The sequence below is a fragment of the Rhodospirillaceae bacterium genome (assembly GCA_002728255.1).
Classification (GTDB): Bacteria; Pseudomonadota; Alphaproteobacteria; order UBA7887; family UBA7887.
In genome coordinates this window covers 1-23,643 of record PBWV01000017.1, presented here as the reverse complement: position 1 = coordinate 23,643, position 23,643 = coordinate 1, and the positions used below count along the sequence as shown (strand labels likewise).

Annotated in this window: 20 protein-coding genes and 1 pseudogene; 13 read left to right on the top strand and 8 right to left on the bottom strand. The window is 46.1% G+C overall.

Translation table 11 applies throughout. The features are described from left to right. The first annotated feature begins 1 nt into the window (after position 1). On the top strand, positions 2–841 hold the full coding sequence (locus CMM32_04300; protein ID MBT06122.1) for a hypothetical protein: 840 nt from the start codon (positions 2–4) through the stop codon (positions 839–841). 72 nt (positions 842–913) lie between these two features. Here the strand turns inward: CMM32_04300 and CMM32_04295 are convergent, their stop codons facing one another. The 4 genes from CMM32_04295 to msrA form a co-directional block, all read right to left on the bottom strand. Continuing rightward, on the bottom strand, positions 914–2,182 hold the full coding sequence (locus tag CMM32_04295) for a DNA recombination protein RmuC (protein ID MBT06121.1): 1,269 nt from the start codon (positions 2,180–2,182) through the stop codon (positions 914–916). 50 nt (positions 2,183–2,232) lie between these two features. Further along, positions 2,233–2,889, bottom strand: coding sequence for a hypothetical protein (locus CMM32_04290; protein ID MBT06120.1), 657 nt, complete (start codon positions 2,887–2,889; stop codon positions 2,233–2,235). A gap of 101 nt (positions 2,890–2,990) precedes the next feature. Next, a complete protein-coding gene (locus tag CMM32_04285) occupies positions 2,991–4,313 on the bottom strand; it encodes a hypothetical protein (GenBank protein MBT06119.1) in 1,323 nt (440 codons plus the stop codon). Between the two features lie 134 nt (positions 4,314–4,447). Continuing rightward, entirely contained in the window at positions 4,448–5,071 is a 624-nt protein-coding gene (gene msrA, locus CMM32_04280) for a peptide-methionine (S)-S-oxide reductase (protein MBT06118.1), read from the bottom strand. 183 nt (positions 5,072–5,254) lie between these two features. Here msrA and CMM32_04275 point away from each other — a divergent pair, with 183 nt between their 5' ends. Beyond that, the gene (locus tag CMM32_04275) at positions 5,255–7,042 is read left to right on the top strand and encodes a metal ABC transporter permease (protein MBT06117.1); all 1,788 of its coding nucleotides are present in this window, start codon (positions 5,255–5,257) and stop codon (positions 7,040–7,042) included. 81 nt (positions 7,043–7,123) lie between these two features. Here CMM32_04275 and CMM32_04270 read toward each other — a convergent pair whose 3' ends face one another. Then, a complete protein-coding gene (locus CMM32_04270) occupies positions 7,124–8,755 on the bottom strand; it encodes a cyclohexanone monooxygenase (GenBank protein ID MBT06116.1) in 1,632 nt (543 codons plus the stop codon). A 47-nt stretch (positions 8,756–8,802) separates the two neighbouring features. After that, positions 8,803–9,846 (bottom strand): aldo/keto reductase, encoded by a 1,044-nt coding sequence (locus CMM32_04265; protein MBT06115.1) that lies wholly within the window; start codon positions 9,844–9,846, stop codon positions 8,803–8,805. 317 nt (positions 9,847–10,163) lie between these two features. Here CMM32_04265 and CMM32_04260 point away from each other — a divergent pair, with 317 nt between their 5' ends. Next, the gene (locus CMM32_04260; GenBank protein ID MBT06114.1) at positions 10,164–10,937 is read left to right on the top strand and encodes a short-chain dehydrogenase; all 774 of its coding nucleotides are present in this window, start codon (positions 10,164–10,166) and stop codon (positions 10,935–10,937) included. A gap of 286 nt (positions 10,938–11,223) precedes the next feature. Further along, complete coding sequence (locus CMM32_04255; protein MBT06113.1) at positions 11,224–12,516, top strand: O-acetylhomoserine aminocarboxypropyltransferase; 1,293 nt, start codon at positions 11,224–11,226, stop codon at positions 12,514–12,516. Between the two features lie 110 nt (positions 12,517–12,626). On the opposite strand, the gene CMM32_04250 is transcribed toward CMM32_04255, so the two are convergent. Next, positions 12,627–13,445: a TIGR03084 family protein gene (locus tag CMM32_04250; protein ID MBT06112.1), complete on the bottom strand. Its 819-nt coding sequence runs from the start codon at positions 13,443–13,445 to the stop codon at positions 12,627–12,629. Between the two features lie 204 nt (positions 13,446–13,649). Between CMM32_04250 and CMM32_04245 the strand changes: the two genes are divergently transcribed. Next, entirely contained in the window at positions 13,650–14,216 is a 567-nt protein-coding gene (locus CMM32_04245; GenBank protein ID MBT06111.1) for a phosphoheptose isomerase, read from the top strand. 19 nt (positions 14,217–14,235) lie between these two features. On the opposite strand, the gene CMM32_04240 is transcribed toward CMM32_04245, so the two are convergent. Next, positions 14,236–14,763 (bottom strand): adenine phosphoribosyltransferase, encoded by a 528-nt coding sequence (locus CMM32_04240; protein ID MBT06110.1) that lies wholly within the window; start codon positions 14,761–14,763, stop codon positions 14,236–14,238. Between the two features lie 203 nt (positions 14,764–14,966). Between CMM32_04240 and CMM32_04235 the strand changes: the two genes are divergently transcribed. The 8 genes and pseudogenes from CMM32_04235 to CMM32_04200 all read left to right on the top strand — a co-directional run bounded on the left by CMM32_04235 (position 14,967) and on the right by CMM32_04200 (position 23,643). Next, positions 14,967–15,929: a hypothetical protein gene (locus CMM32_04235; GenBank protein ID MBT06109.1), complete on the top strand. Its 963-nt coding sequence runs from the start codon at positions 14,967–14,969 to the stop codon at positions 15,927–15,929. Positions 15,930–16,046: 117 nt separating this feature from the next. Beyond that, positions 16,047–18,026, top strand: coding sequence for a long-chain fatty acid--CoA ligase (locus CMM32_04230; GenBank protein MBT06108.1), 1,980 nt, complete (start codon positions 16,047–16,049; stop codon positions 18,024–18,026). Between the two features lie 44 nt (positions 18,027–18,070). Continuing rightward, entirely contained in the window at positions 18,071–18,832 is a 762-nt protein-coding gene (locus tag CMM32_04225) for an ABC transporter ATP-binding protein (protein ID MBT06107.1), read from the top strand. Between the two features lie 39 nt (positions 18,833–18,871). Continuing rightward, the gene (locus tag CMM32_04220; GenBank protein MBT06106.1) at positions 18,872–19,831 is read left to right on the top strand and encodes a branched-chain amino acid ABC transporter permease; all 960 of its coding nucleotides are present in this window, start codon (positions 18,872–18,874) and stop codon (positions 19,829–19,831) included. A 10-nt stretch (positions 19,832–19,841) separates the two neighbouring features. After that, positions 19,842–20,921, top strand: a complete 1,080-nt coding sequence (locus CMM32_04215; protein ID MBT06105.1) for a branched-chain amino acid ABC transporter permease — start codon at positions 19,842–19,844, stop codon at positions 20,919–20,921. Between the two features lie 140 nt (positions 20,922–21,061). Beyond that, the gene (locus CMM32_04210) at positions 21,062–22,330 is read left to right on the top strand and encodes an ABC transporter permease (protein ID MBT06104.1); all 1,269 of its coding nucleotides are present in this window, start codon (positions 21,062–21,064) and stop codon (positions 22,328–22,330) included. An 81-nt stretch (positions 22,331–22,411) separates the two neighbouring features. Further along, on the top strand, positions 22,412–23,233 hold the full coding sequence (locus CMM32_04205; protein ID MBT06103.1) for an ABC transporter ATP-binding protein: 822 nt from the start codon (positions 22,412–22,414) through the stop codon (positions 23,231–23,233). 289 nt (positions 23,234–23,522) lie between these two features. Next, positions 23,523–23,643: pseudogene (locus CMM32_04200) on the top strand (hypothetical protein).

Sequence of the window (23,643 nt, the reverse complement as noted above, 5' to 3'; positions counted from 1 at the left end):
GTTGGCAAAAAATATGGCGCCAGATGTTTGGACGGCTATGAGCGACGCCACTAATAAGAATAACGTAGTGAAGTATGCGATGCGGGAAGAACACTTCTCGCTCAGTGAGCGCTATTTTGGACGTATGTATTCATGGGTAGTCACATATTGTGGACGCAACCCCGACTATGATAGTCAGTTGGCGGTATTTGATCTCGAATTTGATCCTGTTGACTATATCTCGTTATCCGTGGAAGAACTCATCAAGGTCTTGGGGAAGAGTCCGAAGGTGATACGGGTCTTAACCGCTAATAAGCTTCCAATCATGATGCCTACTGGAATGGCGCCTGATAACGTAAAATTAAAATCAGTTTCTGAGAAGGAGCGGGGTCGTCGGGCTGACGTTATTCGGAGTGATCGGAAATTCCAGGCCCGTGTCGGCGAAGCTCTTTCGCAGAGATTTGTTGGTCAAGAAAGGTCTCCCCACGTCGAGTTGCAAATTTATGACGGCTTTGTCAGTTGGGAGGACCAGGGTGTTCTCGAGGAGTTTCATCAAGCCCCTCTGGCAAAGCGTCTTAGTCTACTGGAGACGTTGTCTGACCCTAGATTGAGAGAATTGGGGCATCGGCTCTTATTTTTTGATTGCCCGGGACAGCTTTCCACCCATCAGGTTAGCGAAATGAATGACTGGCTAAAAGCTCGTCTTTTGAACGAGGGTTCGGGACTGCCGTGGACCACCATACCTGCTGCATTATCTGAAGTAGAAGACCTTTTAGCAGGGGAGAATAAGGGCAATGAGGGATTTCTGGGAGAAGTTAGGAAGTTTTTGGAAGCTCGGCCTAAAGAGATGGGGTTGGTTTAGAGCTGTTAACTCAAGAAAAATGGGCGCCATCCTTTGATTGTCGAGAATTCTCACAGTTTTATGAAACTCCGGTTATTGAGATCCTGATTTGTCAAAAAGAAGATCACGATCTTTTCTTGGTTCTCGTATAGCCAGCTCAACCGGTTCCGTTTTCTCTATTTGTTGCTCACTTCCTTGTATTTCCAACTCTTCAAATTTTCTTGCATGCGGCAGGACGTTATTCTCCATGCTTCCTACTAATTCGTTAAATCGCAGAACAGTAGTGTTGAGGGTTTTAGCAAGATTATTGAGGTGTGTTCCCAGGGTCCTAGTTCTTTTGTATAGCTCCCCCCCTAATTCAGCAATGCGAGTGTAATTATCAGCAACTTTTTCCTGTCTCCAGCCGTATGCAACGGCTTTTGCTAGGGCGATCAGGGTAGTAGGAGTGGTGATTAGCACTCTGCCTTTTATGGCGTCCTCAAACAAGTTAGGATCACGTTCTATAGCTGCAGAGAAAAAATTATCGCCAGGAATAAACATTACTACGAAATCAGGCGATACCGTTAGGCCATCCCAATAGCTTTTCCCTGAGAGTTGTTTCATGTGCTGCCGGATCTGGTTGGCGTGATTGGAGAGATGGCTCTCCTTATGATCGTCATCTGTAGATTCTATAGCATCCATATAAGCTGACGTGGATGTTTTTGCATCAACCACCAGGTGCCGCCCTCCGGGCAACCTAATAATTACATCTGGGCGAAGTTTTCCATCTTCTGTGTTGAAGGATTGTTCGAGATTGAAGTCGCAGTATTGAGCCATGCCCGATAATTCCATGACGTTTCTGAGTGTTTCTTCGCCCCATCTTCCGCGGGTTTTTGGGTTTGCTCGGAGGGCATTAACTAAGTTTTTTGTTTCGTCTCGGACGCCCGCCTGGGTTTTAACAACATTTTGGAGTTCTTGACTGATATTGCCATAGGCTTCCTGTCGTTTTGCCTCAATGGCAGCAAGATTTTCCCTGTACTCCTTTAGAGTTTCGGACATGGGCTGAAGCAAGCTTTTGATAGCTTCTTCTTTTTTATCGTTTTCCATGCGGAGGACTTTTTGATTGGCATCGAATTGAGCCTTAGCTAGCTCGAGAAAAGATTTTTGGCTATTTTCTAGGGCAGAACCAGCCAGTGTCTGGAGACGCTCTTCAATTTCTCCTCGAAGTGATGTGAGTGCTTCGGTTTGAGATATATGGGCCTTTGACCTTTCCAGGGCTACGGCACGGTGTGCTAACCAGAGAATACAGGCTCCAAATGCACAGCCACTGAGAAAGGCGCTTATAATTGGTAATAATTCTGTCATTTGGTTTACATAATACACCGATATTTCCGGTTATACTGAATGTTTTCTTTAAGAGCTGTTTAATAATCCTACCAAGGATGCGGATTGCCCTCCCATGTAAGGAAAGAACCGCTTCTATTGGGTTTTAAGTTTTCCAATGTTTTATATATGCCCGCTGCACTGTCCGTTACTGATACGGGTGCAGAGGTTCCCCCCATGTCTGTAGCAACCCAACCCGGATGGATGACTATCGATATGGCACCCAAAGCTCGCCACTGGGTCTCGCGTTCCCGAAACGTATCATTAAGAAGACATTTGGACTTTCCGTAAGTGCCAGTTGGGGTTTTCCCTCCATTTCGTGCGCCCATTTGACTAGTTAGGATAGCTATCTTTTTGTGGGTGCTCCGCAGCACTGAATGCAAAAAGGCTGCCACAACTTCAAAGGGGGCAACTGAATTGATTTGGAGGACCTCTGATTCCGGTATGCCGTTTCCATAAACCCCCGCATTATGCAGTAAGACATCAAGGGCTTTGCTTTGTAGTTTCTTGGCAAGCTGGCTTGTCATTCGCTTATTTCTGACATCCAGCTGGTGGATAGATATATTGCCTCCGATTTGGGAAACTCTTTCCTTGCCTTTATCGTCTCGGACTGTTGTATGAACTTCCCAACCCTGATTCGCAAAAATTTTAACCAGGCCTAGTCCAATTCCCCGACTTCCACCAACAATTAAAACACTATCTGCCAATTTTTATTCCTTCAAAAGAATCAGATGCTATTTCTTCTACATTGATGAATGCTCTGAGTTCGAATAGAAAAACGCATTTTCTCCCCACAGATCTTAATTTTTTACCCACAGTTTTCCGGGGCACGGACCCCCACCAGCTGTACGTCGCGGATGGGAATCTCATAAGAGTGATAACGGAGTCTAGAACGATAATCCCAACCAATATATCGTGTTACGATAGTTGCTTTACTCCTCTTTATTTGTAGTTCTCTTAAATAGTTGCAGAGTTTAACGCTCTCGGAAAACGTTTTTCCATTGACGGATTGCAGGTAGCCGTAGGGTTTTATATCGGCTAGGTCGCCGATAGAGGCTTGGGCGACATTTTGAATGAAAAGCAAATTATCAGGGTTTGTAATTTCATCATCCCTTAAAGACTCGGATCCAAAGATAATGCCCGATACATGTACTCCAAGCTTGTCTAAGAGATTTGGGCGGGGACGGGCTGTAATGATAAAGGTTTGTCTAAGTCCGAGTCTTTCCACCAAAAGTTCAACTTGACCATTTTGTCCCCGCAAAGCGTGGATTAGGTCAGACTGGTGTACAAATGGATTGTTTTCAAAGCCTACTAAAGCCAACACGGTGTCATTGGGTTCTAGGGGCCACAAATGTGGTTGTTTTTCGTATACCGCTGCGACTTTCAATTGGTCCAATTTGTTATCAGCTTGGGTGAAGCTGACTGGAATATAAGGCGGGGAGGGGTCAATTCCATTTTTCAAAAGTTCCAAAACACGGCACGCCCGAATCATGTGTACGGCAAAGCCGAGTCCTTCGCTCATTCGCTTGGAGTAGGTTGCCGAATTAATGCCAATAACCTTGCCAGTATCTAGGTTGATAAGTGGGCCACCCGAGTTGCCGCTGTTTATGGCTGCATCAGTTTGAACCCAGTACCTGCCCCACCGATATCTATTCCCTGAAACGATCCCGCGTGTTCCGGAAAAATCCAATGCAAAGGGGTGTCCGTAAGCCCCTACGGGGCTACCTATAATGGGTTCCTCTTGGCACTCCAAATTTGCTTCTTCCGCAAAATCTGGAATCTTGGCTAAAGGTAATTGCAACACTGCCAAGTCGAGCAATTGATCAATATATACAAGCTGAGATTTTTCAAAAGGTGTCTTATTAAACGCTACTTCTACAAAAGCGGGATTAGTTCCTGTGACATGAGCATTTGTCGCAATCCAACCCAAATTTTTATCCACTAAAAAACCAGCGCCCGAAAATGCGCCTTTTTCATCATTTGCAAAAGGATGTTCAGTTCGACTACGTATCTTTACTGTATATGTGTTCGCTTTCTCAAAATGGGTTGTGGTCTCCGAGGAGATTTTCGTGTCCGCGATACAAATTTTAGATACCAGCAATAGTATAAAAACGGTGAGCCTAGGAATCATTGAGTTGGTCCCTTTGCAATTGTGTTTACCGTATCGTCAATTGAGCGATGGTTTCAGCCTACTTTCTTCTAGCATAGGCGGCCACCTTATGACCTACAATACCACACTTAGTGCACCCCATAGATAAGTCATCATTAATGGGATTGAAGGCCACGAAGTGCCTCAGACCCCCAAAGTTCTTCAAGGCGCTCATTTCTGCCGCATCGAAATCGGTAATACTTGTAGCGGATCGGATTTTTTAAATAAAAATCCTGATGGTATTCCTCCGCAGGGTAGAAATTGGTTAACGATACAATCTTAGTCGCAATGGGGCGCTCAAGAGCAGCTACACTTTCCAGTTTCTCTTTTGATTCCTCAGCCCATACTTTCTGTTCTTGGGAATGTGTAAAAATAGCAGTCAGGTATGGGCTGCCTCTATCGCAAAATTGGCCACCTTCATCTATTGGATCGATGCTGTGCCAAAAGACATCCAGAAGGTTCTGAAAGGAAACAATTTCTGGGTTATAGATGATTTGGACGGCTTCGACGTGGCCCGAGGTGCCGGCTGTAACTTCCTTGTATGTAGGGTTTGCCAGCGTGCCGCCACTAAATCCCGAGATTGTCTTAATGACCCCTTCAACCTGATCAAAATCCGCTTCGACACACCAAAAACATCCACCGGCAAAGGTCGCTATTTCAAACTTCGCGGGCTCCGGTTCGCCTGCACTGGTGGGGCCGAAAAAGAACGCCCCATATATCCATATTGTTAGGGTGACCATGAAAGATCTAGTCATTGGAGTATTCCATTCGGGCGCATCTGATTGCCTATTCTCCAGGTCACAAGTAATGATTTTTAAGAACTGGTGTTAAATTGTTTAATTGTAGTCTTCACTGTATATAGTTTCGATCAAAAGTGCTTCCGTTTCTTTGTGCGGACTAACGTCATCGGAGTTAAGGCAGACATGGGAGCGGAGACAATAAAGAAGGGCCGCCCCGGTTATCAAACCTTAATTAGCCTATTTCCTTATCTTTGGTCACCAGATCACTGGACTTTGAGACTCCGAGTGGTTTGTGCAATGGTTTTCCTCGTATTTTCCAAGATAGCCATTGTCTACGTGCCGATCTTTTATAAACAAGCCGTTGACGCATTATCACTACCCCAGGAAAACCTTTTAATGGCCATTCCAATTGGGGCGATCCTCTGTTATGGCTTGGCGAGGGTGGCTTCTTTGGGTTTTAGTGAAGCTCGTGATGCCGTGTTTGCAAGAGTTGGTCAGCGCGCCGTGCGGCTGATTGCGCTACAGGTATTCGAACATCTGCACCGACTGTCCCTAAGATTTCATCTGGATCGTCAGACAGGCGGGCTCTCACGGATAATTGAACGTGGTATTCGCGCGATAGAGTTATTGTTGCGGATAAGTTTATTTAATTTAATTCCGACCATTATTGAGTTGGTGTTGGTCTTCGGCATCCTTCTATATATGTTGGATGTCGCTATCGCTTTGACAACGCTTATCACTGTCACAGTCTATATCATTTATACGATGGTTGTTACGGAATGGCGCATAAAGTTCCGCCGAATGATGAATGAAGCCGACACCAGCGCTAATACTCGGGCAATCGATAGTTTATTAAATTTTGAGACGGTGAAGTATTTTAGTAAGGAGCAGCATGAGTCACGGAGATATGATCAGCGCCTTAGGAGTTATGAGGACTCTGCGGTTAAAAGCAACGTTTCGCTAGCGGCCCTCAATTTTGGACAGGCAGCTATTATCTCGTGCGGCTTAACCGGTGTCATGCTTTTGTCGGCACGTGGAATAGTTCAGGGAACCATGACGGTGGGAGATTTTGTTCTGGCGAACACTTATCTGATGCAGTTGTACCAGCCTCTGAACCTTTTTGGCTTTGTGTACCGAGAAATAAAGCAAGCTCTTATAGACATTGAGGAAATGTTCAAATTGCTGTCGGTAAGACCAGACATAGTTGACAACATTGATGCAAAAAATCTGTTAGTTACAGGCGGGACTGTTAAATTCGAAAATGTGTCCTTTTCGTACGACGGTCGACGGCAAATATTGAAGGACGTGAGTATAGTGATGCCTATGGGTAAACGCGTTGCTGTCGTTGGTGCTTCGGGATCCGGGAAATCAACCTTGAGTAGACTGCTTTTCAGATTCTATGAGGTGGATCAGGGTGCAATTACTGTCGATAACCATGATATTCGGGCGGTATCTCAAGGTTCGCTGCGGGAGACGATTGGGATAGTGCCCCAGGATACTGTTCTATTTAACGACACTATTTATTATAATATTGCGTATGGTTCCCCCAATGCCACTGAGACAGAAGTTAAAAGGGCTGCTGAGCTGGCCCATATTGATGACTTCATTACCAGATTGCCAGACGGCTATCAGACCATGGTCGGAGAACGAGGGTTAAAACTTTCGGGTGGGGAAAAGCAAAGGGTAGCGATTGCCAGAGTAATACTAAAAAATCCAAAAATTTTGGTCTTTGATGAAGCGACAAGCGCATTGGACACAGGTACTGAGCGGGAGATTCAGGAAAATATAACAGAGCTTTCCCATGGAAAAACGACGCTAATTATAGCCCATCGCCTTTCCACGATAGTAGATGTCGATAGAATTTTTGTTCTAGAGGCGGGTAGGGTGATTGAGAGTGGTCATCACCAAGAGCTAATTAATCGGGAGGGAGTGTATGCTAATATGTGGCGTAGGCAGCAAGAGCGGCACTAAGGATTGATTGTAGAATAATACTAAGGGATAGGCTTTGGAGTATTCGCCTAATGTATTGCCATAAACACCAAAGGCAAAAGTCTAGGCGAAAGAATAACCCTCATAATCTTTTTTCACTACTTCAGTGCACTTTTCAACGTATTTGGGAAAGCCACCAATATAAGGCATGAAGACACGAGCTTTTCCCTCTATATTGGCGCCCACATACCAAGAGCTGCACGTGGAACGAAGGGACAGATCAGCTACTTCATTCACATGTTTGACCCAATCCTCCTCAGCATGTTTTTCAGCTTCAATACACCGAATACCTTTTTTATTCATAAACTCTATGCATCCAGAGATCCATTCGACATGTTGTTCTATTGAAGGTAGCATATTGGTTAACACTGAAGGGCTTCCCGGTCCTGTAATGGTAAACATATTTGGAAACTCCGCGATAGATAGGCCTAAGTAACTTTTTGGCCCTTCTGCCCATTTTTCTTGGAGCCGTATTCCTTTTCTTCCCCGAATATCAATTTTAAGAAGAGCGCCAGTCATTGCGTCGAAACCGGTGGCTAGCACCAGCGTATCTATCTCGAACTCTCTCTGGGAGGTCACTATACCATTTGGGCTAATATGCTTTATGGGAGTTTTATTAACATCAATTAGTTCCACATGTTTTTGGTTGAAAGTATCCCAGTAATCAGTGTCAACACAAATTCTTTTGCAGCCAATTATATTAGTTGGGGCAAGCAGCTTGGCGATTTCCGGGTTTTTTACAGTCTCCCGAATTTTCTCCCGGACAAAACTAGCTGCGGTGTCGTTCGCTTCCGCATCCAAAAGGATATCTTTAAAAGCGGCTAAGAATGTGACCCCTCCTTTGGACCACCGCTCTTCATATTCCCTCACACGGTCTTTTGGTTCGGTTTCTATGGCAGACCGAGTAGGTAACACGACATCTAAAGCGGCAGGTTTGGTCTTGGCCCTTGCCCGCATCCCAGCATAATCCGCTTTTACTGCCCTCACCTCTTCGGGCTCTAGCGGAGCATTTCTGGCAGGAATTGTATAGTTTGCAGTTCGTTGGAAAACAAACAGCTGGGCAGCTTCTGATGCCAATTCCGGAATCGACTGGATGGCTGACGATCCTGTTCCAATAATTCCCACCTTACGGTTGTTCATGCTAACCCTCGAGTGGGGCCACTTGCCTGTGTGGTATATGTCTCCCGAAAAACTATCGAGACCAGTAAACTTCGGAGTATTGGGAGAGGAAAGACATCCAGTGGCCATAATACAAAAGGTGGCTCGCACCCTTTTCTTGTCATTCGTCTGTATATCCCATGACAAATTATCTTCATCAAAGGTCGCCGAGACGACCTGAGTGTTGAATTGAATATCTCGGCGAAGTTCAAATCTATCAGCAACGTGATTTGCATATTTAAGAATTTCTGGTTGGGGAGAGTATTTCTCCGTCCATTCCCACTCCTGCTGCAATTCTTCAGAAAATTGGTATGAATATTGCATGCTTTCAACATCGCAACGAGCCCCCGGATAGCGGTTCCAGTACCATGTTCCGCCGACACCGCTGCCTTTTTCGAATACGCGGCATGTTAGGCCAAGCTGACGTAATTTGTGCAGCATATACATGCCGGCGAAGCCCGCTCCAATAATGACGGCATCAAATTCTGTGAGAGGATTTGTTGTTTCAGGCTGGTTTGCTTTAGAGTTAGGATCCATTGCTCTGCTATAAAAATTTCGTAGTTGTTGGTTTTTGAGCGCCAACTCTACATCGGCGCGGGATATTGTCGATAGATATTTTGGATTTCTCTTAGTGTATCATCGTTTAGCCTTATTTCCGTCGAGGTCAGAGCTGATTTGAGCTGTTCTTGTGTTGTGGCTCCTATTATTACTGAGGTCATGAATGGCCGTGCCAAACAAAAGGAAAGGGCCATCTGTGCAGGTGCAATTCCATGTGATTCAGCCAGGTTAACATACGATTGAACCGGCAGATTCAAATGTTCCGTTAGGCGTCCATCTAAGCCGGGTTTTATGGTTGCTCGGGAGCCTTCAGGTATTTTCCCCTTGAGATATTTTCCAGTCAGTATGCCGGCCGCTAGAGGCGAGTAGGCCAGAAGGCCCACCTTCTCATTCAACGATAATTCTGCCAGATCCAAGTCAAACCATCTGCAAATCAGGCTATATTCGTTTTGAATGCTTACTATCCGTGGTAATGTTTTGGAGCCAGATATCTGCAAAAAGGCACTTGTTCCCCAGGCCGTTTCATTTGATAGGCCAATATTTCTGATCTTACCTGCGTCAACGTGTTTTTGTAAGGTTTCTAGAATCTCAGCAACTTCTGAATCGTGAGAAGATCTGTCTACGGGGGTGGGGTTGTAGTGCCAGCTCTTCCTGAAATGATAATGGCCACGGTTTGGCCAATGTAGTTGGTATAGGTCAATATAATCAGTCTGTAGTCTAGTTAGACTTTGCTCTAACGCCTCGGTTATAGTGTCGCGACTTATTTTATCGCCGTTCCTGATGTGTGAGACTCCAGACCCCGCAACTTTTGTGGCTAGTACGAGGTCATTCCTGCACTTTCTCTCGTTTATATATTCGCCAATGATGGCCTCTGTTTTTCCTTGTGTTTCGGCAGATAAAGGAGTTGTCGGGTACAGCTCAGCGGTGTCGATAAAATTTACCCCACATTCGATTGCTAGATCAATTTGGGCTCGTGCTTCAGCATAACTGTTTTGTGTCCCCCAGGTCATGGAGCCCAGACAAATTTCACTCACCTTGATATTGGTTTCTCCCAAAGTATTGTAACGCATAACGGGTGCATGCCTCCTCTTCCTTTTGCGTCAAGGTATTGGATTTCGCAGCNTTTTTCAAAGCNTTCAGNACTACTTTTCTGAATCGTGATCGTCTTATAAAATTCAATGCCGGAACACCATGTTTCACGGTTGGCGAGGATTGTCCAGAATTGCGCGCAAAGAAAGAGATGGCCAGGCATCTAAGAACTAATTGTAAAGAAAAAGAGATGACAAAATGAATGTTAAAATATAGTCGTTGAGTGGAATTCTTTTTTTACATTTGAGAGCTTAAAGGTTTCGCATTTGTCGGAGGCTTGGCGTTAGTGGGGAATAGGATGTTTGATTTAGGATTGAGGGATAAAGTAGCAGTTATTACGGGCGGGAGTGATGGCTTGGGTTTGGCTACTGCTGAACGTCTAGCAACTGAGGGAGCAAAGGTAGTAATTTGTGCTCGTAGGGAAGATCATTTGATGAGAGCGGCGGAGGGAATTATAAACCGAACGGGCGCGGAAGTTCTTGCCGTCAGGGCGGATGTGTCGGTTGCCGCGGATATTGAGCAGCTCATTGATTCGGCTGTGCGCCAGTATGGTGGGGTAGATATACTCGTAAATAACGCTGGGAAATCGGCAGCAGCAGGCCTAGAAGATGTTACCGATGAGGAGTGGCAGGANGATATAAATTTAAAGGTGATGGGAGCTGTCCGTGCATGTCGAAGGGTAATCCCTATTATGCGTGAACGTGGCGGTGGGGCCATAGTAAATGCTACCATAGTTGGGGGTAAGGCACCGGCTGCTAAGGCTCTCCCGACCTCTGTGAGCCGTGCAGCTGGTATAAATTTAACCAAGTCCCTNGCTAATCAATATGCGGAAGTTGGGGTCCGGGTTAATACAGTATGCATTGGCTTGCTGAAGAGCGAACAGTGGGTTCGGCGAGCTGGGAACAAGGATCCGCAAGATCTTTACAAAGAATTATCAGTTCAGGTGCCACTCGGGAGGGTCGGGGAATCCGAGGAATATGCAGATTTGGTGGCCTTTCTGGTCTCTGATAGAGCCTCTTACATCACTGGGGTCGCTGTGAATATTGATGGAGGCATGTCAGCGNCCGTGTAACTCTNAGCCTAAGAATGATTCTCTATCATGGTCAGAAGGCTTTGGCCCGNGGTNTATTTNTTTTTATATTTTTCTAAAAATGAAAAAATTGTTCATGTNTAGNTAAAAAACAAATAAATAATCCTTTATTTTCAGNAAATATTGGCATTAGATGAAATAATTTCCTACACTTGNGTAGAGAGACTTGTGCTGCTCAGTGGNGACCACGCGTGNTCCCTGAGGGGGTAGATGCCGTGTTCGGTCATCTTTTGAGCATGCGGTCAAATTCGTCTTTGGGGGAAACATTATGGATATTGAATCTACTAACGCTGCCACACTTGCGTTACATGCTGGACAACGATCGGATCCAGCAACCAATTCGGTTGCTGTACCAATTTACCAAACTACATCATACCAATTTGATAATACTGAGCATGCTGCCAACTTGTTCGCTCTAAAGGAACTAGGAAACATCTACACCCGTATAATGAACCCTACGTGTGCAGTGTTGGAAGAACGTATGGCAGCAATCGATGGGGGCGTGGCTGCTTTGGCGCTAGCCTCGGGGCAATCGGCTTCGGCTTTTTCTATACAGAATATCGCGCGAGCAGGCGACAATGTGATTAGTTCCACAGATTTGTATGGCGGGACCTGGAATTTGTTTGCTAATACACTGGAGACCATGGGCATTGAGGTCCGTTTCGTGGATCCGTCAGACCCGGCAGCATTTGGGGACGCTACAGATGACAAAACACGTGCATATTATGCTGAAACCCTTCCCAATCCGAAATTAGAGGTTTTTCCTGTTCGAGAGGTTGCGGATATAGGACGGTCTTTGGGTGTTCCTCTAATCATGGATAACACTGCTTGTCCTATTTTATGCCGACCACTCGATCATGGCGCTGCGGTGACTGTGTACTCCACAACCAAATACATCGGGGGACACGGGACCTCAATTGGGGGTCTAATTGTCGATGGTGGAAATTTTGATTGGGAAGGTAATGGTGAGCGTTTCCCACTACTGACAACGCCCGACCCTAGTTACCATGGTGCTGTCTGGACGGAGGCTGTGAAACCGTTGGGGCCAATCGCTTACATACTGAAAGCGCGTGTCACTCTTCTTAGAGATCTAGGTGCTTGCATGAGCCCGTTTAACGCGTTCATGTTTATACAAGGATTGGAAACCTTGTCTCTACGTATGAGGGAGCACAGTGAGAACGCGGCCAAAGTAGCTGATTGGTTAACCCACCAGGATAAAGTGAAATCGGTAATCTATCCGGGCCTAATGACTGGGGAGGCGAAAAGAAGGGCCGATGCATATTTATCTGGAGGTTATGGCGCTTTGATTGGTTTTGAGTTAAAGGGTGGAACTGAGTCTGGGCAGAAGTTTATTGATTCCCTCAAAATGTTTTACCATGTTGCCAACATTGGCGATGCTCGAAGTTTAGCGATCCATCCGGCTACCACTACTCATTCGCAATTGTCTGCTGAGGATCAAAAAGCTACTGGAGTTACCGATGGGTACGTGAGGTTGGCTATCGGGATTGAACATATTGATGACATCATTGCCGACTTAGGGTCGGCGTTGGCGAATGCCTGAATAAAATAGTTAAGAAGAGGTGTGTCAGGGTTGGAACGGGGGTCCGTTAACAGCAGGCGGGCTCTCGCTCTCTCTAGCGATCGTGAGCCCATTCGGGTAGTTCTTGCATATCACAAAGTTGGAGTGGAAACAGCTTGTAGAAAACGGGTCCCAGGGATCGGAGGTTCTGAGGGTGGGCCAGCAAAACATTGGGCCACCTCCATCCAATTCGTTGCCACTGCGCCAAAGGTTTTAAGGTTTGTATCTTTTATATGGCGTGTTTGGGTGACAACCTGGCAAAAATCGGAGGCCAATCCCTCTATATAGTCCGTTTCCGACTCATCATTAAATTTCCAGAGATCGCCAGATGGCGATGTCAGCAGCAAAAAAGGTCGAGTTGCTGGCACCGGCTCCGAGCGGTTGGTAAACGTCCAACTGAAAGTGTTGTTGCCCAGAACAACTATGTTTTTGATATGGTCTCCGTTCACTCTTTTGTGGCCTAGCATGTCGTAAATTGCTTGCGAGTGCGCCCATGTTTCCATCAGTCGTGCGGTAATACTGGATAGCACACTCATGTCCGGGCCTGCCCACTTGACCCTGGCCTTTGGATCTGCTTTGAAAAACCGTTGTGCCATTTCCGCATAGAAATTATGCCAGGTTTCTAATAAGTCTGNTCCACNAAGGTTATCTAATTTNTCCCTTGTGTGTGCCACCATGTTTTTGCCTTCTTTTGATGATTTNCTAAGTTCATTCAGCAGGGTNANAAAGGNAGTTTCGTTCACNAAAGANAGGTCTGCTGCGACATTAAAGTAATGCAAATGTTGTAGCACAGTATCAATGGACCAATTTTTGAATTGCGTGGGAGCACTAAAATCGTCAGCGCCAACGGTCTTCAATATGTCATATAGGTAATCACTCTCAGTTTTAAAGTCGAGCGCCTGCTGAAGCATTTTCTTGTAGTCCATTTTATCGACAATTGAGTGAATAGTTTGCACCTAATCAGCAATTACTGCAAACCTTTGGGACCAAACTATAGGACGCTAAATCAAGTGATTTGAATTAGAAGTTTTAGGTGTATTAGACTTAGTTGTTTGGTTACATTGTTGAACAATGTACTGCGGCACCTGGGCCAAGATGCAGAACGGGGAGATGGTATGGGGATTAATAAATATTTAGTCAACGGTGCAAGCCTCCTGACGGCTATNGCGGAAGGTGGNCTTGAAGACCCAGTACAGCAGGTCGTAGATACCCTTGTAGCAGCGCTCGCCAACCACAGATGTGTCCTTGTGTGTGGGAACGGAGGCTCTGCCGCGGACGCCATGCATATTGCGGGTGAGTTAGTCGGAAGGTTCTTGGTAAATCGGCCGCCATACAAGGTTCTTGCTTTGGGCACGGNCCCTGCCATAACAACAGCGTGGAGCAATGACTTTGAGTTTGAGACTATCTTCTCTAGACAGGTGGAAGCGTTGGGCGAGGCTGGTGGTGTTGTCTGGGCTTTAAGTACGAGTGGCAACTCCGAGAATATTATTAGGGCACTTTCAGCGGCTAAGGCCAAAGACATGAAGACAATAGCTTTTACTGGCCGCGGCGGCGGCCGGGCAGCTATGGCTGATATGGTTATTTCTGTTCCATCAGATTCCACTCCCAGAATCCAGGAGGTTCACACATTTTTATACCACTATGTGTGCGGTGAGGTCGAACAGCGATTGTCGATAACGTGAGTTTGAAAGACCCANATGTTTACTCGCCCTCAAACTCGCAAATTGAAAAAACCGAGTACCCAGCCTTTTTCAAGCGCTCTCTTCCTCCAAGATCTGGCAAGTCCACGACAAAACAACATTCCCGGACTGCGCCGCCACACTTTTCAAGTAATTCGGCTGCTGCCTCAGCAGTACCGCCAGTGGCTAATAAATCGTCAACTAATAAAATTTTATCGGATGCAGTTACTGCGTCTGTATGGATTTCTAGGCTCGCTGAGCCATACTCCAGCTCATAGTCCCGGGAGAAGGTTTCAGCCGGTAGTTTCCCTGGTTTTCGGATGGGAACAAAGCCAATTCCCAAATTCGCCGCAAGAATAGCTCCAAAAATAAACCCCCTGGCTTCTATCCCAGCCACTTTAGATAGTGTTTCTCCGCGATACCTTTGCATGAGGCACTCGGTTACTGCGTGAAGCCCCTTGGAGTGGCCTAAGAGTGTGGTAACATCCCTAAACATTATGCCTGGACTAGGATAGTTGGGAATTGTGCGGATGAGCTCCTTGATTTCCAGAGCGTAAGGAGTTTCTTTTTGCAATTGAGGGGCCCCGTTGTGATTAGCAATTTGTAGCTTTTAAATCTGGTAGGTGGTGCAAAGCTAGCGGCAACGCGCTAAATTAGCAATTAATTAGGGATGGGCCTGTCTGCGGCCCGTGTAGTCTTTTCGGTTGTTAGGCGCTGAGTATAGGGGCTCGCCAGAGTTTATTGGAGGAAGAGGTGATTTTTCGAGAAAGNTTGACTTTAGAAATACGATCCAGTCTTTGTGCTCTTTGCCTGTCTGCATGCTTGGCTGTATGGCCTTCGGCGCTGTCAATGGCTCAGGAGACAGGTGGTGTTGAGGTCAGTCCCTCCGGTGCGACTTCTTTGAAGGAGGGGAAGATAGAATTTGCCAACGGGAGTTCTTATGAAGGNGCCCTGAAGCTTGGCGAAATGCATGGTGTGGGAATTTTTAGGTATGAAAATGGTGACCTGTATCAGGGTGAGTTTGTAGAGGGACAACTACATGGAGAGGGTATTTTCACCTTCGCTAGTGGCGACCGGTATGAGGGCTCTTTTGTTCTGGGTCAACGTTCAGGGTGGGGAGTGTCTATTTCTGCAGATGGTAGCCGGTATGAAGGGCNATTCGAGTCAGACCAAATGCATGGCCAAGGGTTATTTGTGTTTGCCAATGGTGATCGATATGAGGGCGAGTTCAGAGGCGGTGTGCGAGAAGGCGCTGGCCGCTTTTTGTTTGCCAATGGTGATCGATATGATGGGGCAGTNGCGGGTGGTCAGATGCATGGAGTTGGGAAATTTGTTTACGAATCTGGNCACATTTACGAGGGAAACTTCGTGTCAGGCCAGATGGAAGGGCATGGGACACTTACCTTGGCAAACGGTGACCGATATGAAGGCGAATTTGTTGGNGGCAAACAAAATGGGCAAGGCTCGCTTGAATTTGCAGCGGGTCACCAATATCAGGGCGAATTTAAGGATGGTCAGATGCACGGTCAGGGAGTTCTGATATATGTCAATGGTGACCGATATGAGGGGGGGTTTCTTCATGGTCTGCAAAACGGTTTCGGGATAGTGTATTATCAGGGGGGAGACCGGTTTGAGGGCTCCTTTGTTGATGGAGCCCGAAAGGGTACAGGCACAACGTACTATGCGAATGGAGACCGTCTAGAAGGCGAGTATTGAAAAGGCGGTGTGCGCCTTCTGTTCTTTTATGTATGCTTGCAGGAGTGCTGCCCATTGGCAGGATAAACTGAATCCTTTAGAACAGGGCGTATGGTGTATTGCGCGCGGGAGGAAAATATGACGGATCTGGGCGAAGGTGATCTAAGGGCGTTTCGTACGTTTCCAAAGCTTTTGGCTTGTCTGTCGGGTTCTCGAGGGAACCAAACGGCTATCCGTGAAAAAGATTTTGGCATATGGCAATCTTGGACTTGGCGGGAATACTTAATAGAAGCTCGTTCATTGGCAGGGGGGCTGGCGAAATGTGGGTTTCAGCGCGGTGATAAGGTTGCGATAATTGGAGATAACAGACCGGAGCTCTATTTTGGAATTATGGCGAGTCAAATGCTTGGTGGGGTTCCAGTTCCGATGTACCAGGATTCAATTGCTGATGAGATGGTATTTATCCTAGATCATGCAGAAGTGCGTTTTGCCGTCGTTGAAGATCAAGAACAGGTGGATAAGTTGCTGGCTGTTAGGGAGCAATTGCCTAACCTAGAGTTTATTATCTTTGAGGATGATAGAGGTTTGCGTCATTACGATGAGCCGGGTTTAATGTCCTATGCGGATTCTGTGAAACAGGGTGCGGAATTTGAGGCTGGGAAGCCAAATTTTATAGATGAGGAGATAGGTAAGGGAGAAGGTGAAGATATTGCAGTTATGCTCTACACGTCAGGCACCACGGGCCAACCCAAGGGTGTTATGTTGACCTACGAGAATGTGATATCCACTTCATGGAGCGGTATCGAACATGACAATTTAAGCTCGAATGAAAAGGTGGTGGCTTACATGCCTATGGCTTGGATTGGTGACCATTTATTTTCTTATGGACAGGCATTGTGCAGAGGCTTCACTGTTAATTGCCCGGAGAGCGCTGATACAGTTCTACAGGACGTTCGTGAAATTGGGCCCACATGCTTTTTTGCCCCACCCAGAATTTGGGAGAACATACTTACTACTGTTATGGTACGTATCGAGGACTCTGGTTGGGTGAAGCGAAAGTTATTCAGTTTTTTTATGAAAGTGGCAGAGCGTGTTGGTCCGGGAATCATGGACGGCCGGAGGGTGGGCGTTTTTTCTCGCTGGTTGTATTTTCTAGGAAGAATTCTAGTCTATGGCCCACTCCGGGATAATCTAGGTTTTTCGCGGATGCGGATTGCTTACACCGCTGGTGAGGCGATAGGGCCAGAAATATTTACGTTCTATCGATCTATAGGTGTCAACATTAAGCAGCTATATGGAATGACAGAGGCGACAGCTCTTGTTGTTGGGCAATCGGATGGCGCAGTGCATGCGGATTCTGTGGGTGTGCCATATCCGGGGGTTGAATTGCGTATCGAGAAAAATGGGGAGGTACTGTGCCGAAGTCCCGGGGTGTTCAAGGGATATTATAAAAACCAGGAAGCGACCGAGGAGACTCTGACGGCTGATGGATGGATACGCTCTGGTGATGCAGGACTAATAGATAGCGAAGGGCAACTTAGGATAATTGACAGAGCTAAGGATGTGGGCAGGCTGAATAATGGAGCGATGTTTGCACCGAAATATATAGAGAATAAATTAAAATTTAGCCCCTATGTGCGCGAGGCAGTGGCGTTTGGGAATGGCCATGACGTTGTGACGGCATTTGTTAACATTGATCTCGAGGCGGTGGGAAATTGGGCAGAGCGCAGGGGACTGTCGTATACAAGTTATACCGATTTAGCTTCAAAGAGTGACGTCTATGAACTTGTTGGCAAGGACATTGAAAGGGTTAATGGAAGTCTGGCTCAGGATGAAAAGCTGAAAGAGTCGCAGATTACCAGATTTCTTATTTTGCATAAGGAGCTTGACCCAGATGATAACGAGTTAACTCGGACAAGGAAGGTGCGTCGGCGATTTATTGCTGACAAATACTCGGACCTTGTCGAAGCCCTTTATAGTAGCGCAGATAGTGTTGATATTGATGCTCAAGTCACCTTTGAGGACGGGCGTACCGGCTCCATCCAAGCAACTTTAGCCATCCGGGATGTTGCTTTACAGGCAGTCGGAGAGAGNCGTGTAGATGTCAGGGCAGCCTAAATAATGGCGAGCGGTCTTATACAGTGGCAAAGGTAAGAGAACCAATGTTAGAGGTAAAAAATATATCACTTAGCTTTGGAGCTGTTAAGGCTTTAGAGGATATAAGCTTTCGGGTTGACCAAGAGGAAATTCTCGCGATCATAGGACCAAATGGTGCTGGAAAATCTTCTATGCTGAATGTTATCAACGGGTTTTATACCCCTGATAGCGGAACCATTGTCTTCAAAGGTGTGGGGCGGTCTAAAATGGAGCCGGCTGAAGTGGCTAGGGCGGGCGTGGCCCGAACATTTCAAAATATTGCGCTTTTCCGTGGGATGACAACNCTCGATAATATTATGACTGGGCGCAATACCAAAATGAGCAAAAACCTTTTGTGGNAGGCCTTGCACTTTGGGCCTGCGCGGAGAGAAGAGTTGGAGCATCGCCACAAGGCAGAAGAAATAATTGATTTTTTAGAAATTCAAGCGATACGAAAAACGATAGTGTCCAGGCTTCCCTACGGTCTACAAAAGAGAGTAGAGCTCGGTAGAGCACTTGCTGCCGAGCCCGAATTGTTGCTTTTGGATGAGCCAATGGCTGGCATGAATACAGAAGAGAAGGAGGATATGTGTCGTTTTATTCTTGACGTGAACGATCACTTTGGAACAACAATTGCCCTGATTGAACATGATATGGGGGTTGTTATGGATATCTCTGATCGTGTTGTAGTATTAGATTATGGGCAAAAAATAGCGGATGGTCCGCCCAGCGAAGTGCGCTCTGATAAACATGTTATAGACGCCTATTTAGGGGTGTCCGNCACTTAACGCTTCGTTGGTAAAGAAGGCGAGTAGGAACTAAGGCACATGGATTTTCTTTTTGCTGTGACGGTCGATCCCATTTTGCAAATAGTGGAAGACCCAGTGTTTTTTCTCCAGATCATTCTTGAGGGTTTGATGGCTGGTGTGATGTACTCGCTTGTCGCCCTAGGTTTCTGTCTGATTTACAAGGCNTCGGGCGTGTTTAATTTTGCCCAAGGCATCATGATGGTGTTTGCAGCCCTATGCATGATTACTGTTTATGAAGCAGGCTTGGGAATCGTAATGTCAATTATTGTTGCCATGTTGGTAATGGTAGGTCTTTCTTTTGCTNTCGAGNGGGTNGTTTTACGNCCNTTGGTAAATCAAGATCAGATTATTATGTTTATGGCTACCATTGGATTGGCNTTNTTCCTAGAGGGNTTNGGNGAATTCATATTTGGTGGTTCTTCTCNAAAATTGGTTCCCACGGAGGCGTTGCATATTGGAACNGGNCCNCTAATTATCCCNTTTNTGGGTAGNGAANTTTGGTTNCAGAAGCTAGATCTNACNGCTGGAGNGTGNGCNGCNTTNCTCGTNNTNNTTTTAACNNTATTTTTCCAAAANACCCCAGTGGGGCGGGCCTTACGTGCCGTTGCCGATGATCATCAGGCGGCCCTTTCAGTCGGGATTCCTTTGAGGTCTATGTGGGTAATAGTTTGGTCGGTTGCTGGTCTGGTGGCCTTAGTCACAGGGATAATGTGGGGAGCAAGTAGTAGCGTGGACTTTAGTTTGGTGTTGATAGCTATGAAGGCATTCCCAGTACTGATTTTAGGAGGCTTTACCTCGGTTCCGGGAGTAATTGTTGGTGGGCTCATAATCGGGGTTGGGGAGAAAATAGCGGAGTTGTACTGGGGTGACGCCTTGGGGGGATCAATTGAACAATGGTTTGCCTATGTTTTGGCTCTGGTATTTTTAATGTTCCGACCACAGGGCCTCTTTGGAGAAAAAATAATCGAGAGAGTGTAGGGATACAAAGGTGCTTTATCGCGAGACGGGTCAATATAAGTCAAGTTACGCTGCGGACCAGCAAATATTTCCTATAACCCAAGATAGATACTTATTCTGGGCGTTTATGGTTTTTGCTTGTGTTGTCCCGCCCCTTTTTGGGAACGATTATCTCTTTCAAGTAATCTTGTTTCCCGTGATGTGTCTGGGTCTTTGCGCATTGGGCCTCAATATTTTAACCGGGTACGCTGGCCAAATTTCCCTGGGGACAGGTGGTTTTATGGCTGTCGGTGCTTATTCATTCTTCAAAATAACAACCAGTTTTCCCGAGTTGAATATTGTGGTCGTGTTTCTTCTTGCCGGCTTAATTAGCGCTATTTTCGGAGTGATAATTGGGATTCCAAGCCTTCGAATTAAGGGCTTCTATCTTGCTGTCACGACTCTCGCAGCCCAATTTTTTGTTGAGTGGTGTATCAATCGTATAGATTGGCTTTCCGATTATAGTCCGTCCAGTACGATTGGTGCTCCTCCGCGGGAGTTGTTTGGTGTCCTGGTCATGGGGCCAGGTGCTCCAAGTTGGGCAAAGTACCTGCTCATGCTGGGCATGGTATTTGTATTAACTCTCTGTGCCAAGAATTTGGTCCGTGGAAGGATAGGGCGATCCTGGATGGCTATACGGGATATGGATATTGCGGCTGAGTTGATTGGCATTCGGCCCCTAGCTACTAAGCTGTCGGCATTTGCTATTGGCTCATTCTATATCGGTATAGGCGGAGCCATGTATGTAATGTTTTATTTAGAGAACGTTGATCCGGAGGCATTTGGTATTTTTGTAACATCCTTCCCAGTTTTGTTTATGATTATGATTGGGGGTCTGGGCAGTATTTTAGGGTCATACCTAGGTGCTGCATTTATTGTGTTAATGCCGGTCTTTTTAAGAAATTTTTTCCCACTCTTGCAGATTGATATTCCTTCGCACGTGATTCAACACATAGAGTATATGTTGTTTGGTGGTTTGATTATTTTTTTCCTTATCGTGGAACCCGCTGGCTTAGCTAGGTTGTGGCAAATTGTTAAGGAGAAATTGCGGCAGTGGCCGTTTCCATATTGAGCTGTGGCTCTGGGGGCAGAATTGCTTCCGATTTCGTCTATATGCTAGGGTCATATCTGTTGAGCCTGGATGCTGCCAAACCCAAGGAGGCTACTATGAGGGTACTGAGATTTTTTGTAAGCGCTTTGATTTCTGGGGCTATGTTAGCTCCTTTAACTTCGGTTTCTTTCGCTGAGGAGGATAGCCTGTATGTTCCTCTCTATACCTATCGTACAGGGCCATTTGCGGCAAACGGGGTTAAGGTAGCCAATGGGTTAAATGCGTATTTCGAAACGATTATGAAACGTGATGGTGGTATAGAAGGTCGGAAAATAATATGGGAGGAGTGCGAGTTCGGTTATCGGACAGACCGTGGGGTCGAGTGTTATGAAAGACTAAAAAATATGAAGCCGTTGGTTTCGAACCCGTTTAGTACCGGGTTGACCTACAAATTAGTTCCTAAAGCTCGGGTAGATAAAATACCTCTCCTAACCATGGGTTATGGTTTTAGTGGTGCCGCTGATGGGCGTTGGTTCCCTTGGGTATTCAATTTTCCTACTACCTATTGGTCCCAAGCTTCGGCTTTTATCAAATATATTGGGGCAGAAATGGGCGGGATGGATAACCTCAAGGATAAAAAGATCGGGTTCATTTTCCTTGAATCAGGCTACGGAAAGGAACCGATTCACCTTCTAGAGGTCCTTAGTGAAAAATTTGGCTACAAGCTGAAAACCTGGGCTGTGCCCATGGCCCAAATGCAGGATCAGCGTAGCCAGTGGCGGAAAATTGCACGTTGGAAGCCTGATTACATGTTTATGTGGGGCTGGGGGAACATGAATGCTACGGCAATCTCCCGAGCCTCCGAATTTGGCTTTCCCATGGATAAATTTATTGGCGTCTGGTGGTCGGGAGATGAAGTAGATACCAGGCCCGCTGGCTTAAAGGCGAAGGGTTATCGCGCCGCGACCTTCCATGCCCCCGGAGATTTTTCTAGACTTCATAAGGATATTTTAGAGTATGCCTATGGAGGTGATATTGAGTTAGCAAAGGAACACGATTATGGAGACGTCCTTTGGTCACGAGGTGTATTCAATGCAATGTTAATCGCTGAGGGTCTACGGAATGCAATAGTTGAATTTGGTGGAACCATAACCGGTGAGGAAATGAGATGGGGGCTTGAACATATAAACTTAACTGATGAGCGGCTGGAGGAGTTAGGTGCGACAGGTTTTGGCAAACCATTTAAGGTTACGTGCGCCGACCATGAGGGGAGTGGACCAGTTTTATTCCAGGAATGGGATGGAGAAAAATGGGTCATCGTGAGCGATTGGATTGAGCCTATGCGAGAAATAGTAAGACCAATGCTTGAAGAGGCTGCTATTAAAGAAGCGGAGAAGTGGAACTATGAAATTCGCAAAGACTGCAGCTGATCAATTGTTTTTTCCTCGCTACATGAAGGATCTAAATTTTACCGGGGGGTACTTTATCTCTTTACGTGACGATGGGGGCATATAGGGGTGACAAAACCGCCAGATTATTTGCTAAATGTGAATAACATTGAGGTTATTTACGATCATGTCATTCTTGTGTTGAAAGGTGTGTCTTTTAATGTGCCCCGTGGCTCGATCGTAAGCCTTTTGGGTGCTAACGGGGCAGGAAAAACAACGACTCTCAAGGCGGTTTCAAATCTGTTGCGGTCCGAGCGCGGAGATGTAACCAAAGGCTCCATAGAGTATTTGGGTGAACGAATAGATCAGTTATCACCAAACGAGCTAGTGAAGAAGGGTGTGATCCAGGTCATGGAAGGCCGCCATTGTTTTGAACACCTAACCGTCGAGGAAAATCTTTTAACCGGCGCGTACACAAGGTTGGGTCAGAGATCACAAATTAATGAGGATTTGGCCATGGTTTATGAGTATTTTCCGCGCCTGAAGGAACGCAGAAAGTCGCAGGCAGGTTATACTTCAGGCGGTGAGCAACAAATGACAGCGGTTGGGCGAGCCCTTATGGCCCGCCCAAAGATGATACTCTTGGACGAGCCGTCGTTGGGTCTTGCGCCGCAATTAGTTGAGGAGATTTTTGAAATAGTACAGAAACTAAACGAGTCTGAGGGTGTTACTTTTTTGCTTGCCGAGCAGAACACTAATATGGCGCTTAAGTATGCTGACTATGGCTATATTCTAGAGAATGGTCGTGTGGTAATGGATGGCCAAGCTGCAGACCTCCGCGATAATGAAGACGTAAAAGAATTTTACTTAGGAATAGCTAGTGGAGAGCGTAAAAGCTTTAAGGATGTCAAACATTATAGGAGACGCAAGCGATGGCTTGCATAAGTGATGACGTCGAGTTATCTGATTTTAGGCGTTGATAAGTGGAATATTAGCATTTTACGCCTTTTATCCACCCGAAAATTTTTCAACAATTAATCGCTTTTTGCAATTGCGTGTTTGGCAAAGTTGTATAACAATAGCACGTCGCTGATTAAGCGGGACGTGTTTGTTTAGATTTTTGTGTCGTGTAAGATTGGCGGCGTTAACTATAACCAACAGCGTCTGTAGAGGTTTCGTTAGCATGGCACCAGCGAAGAAAAAGAAGGCAACGAGTAAGCGTAAAGCGTCTACTCGAAAGACCGCAAGAAAGACTATCAAGCGGAAGACTGCGAAGAAGACTACTAAGCGGAAGACCGCAAGAAAGACTATCAAGCGGAAGACTGCGAAGAAGACTACTAAGCGGAAGACTGCGA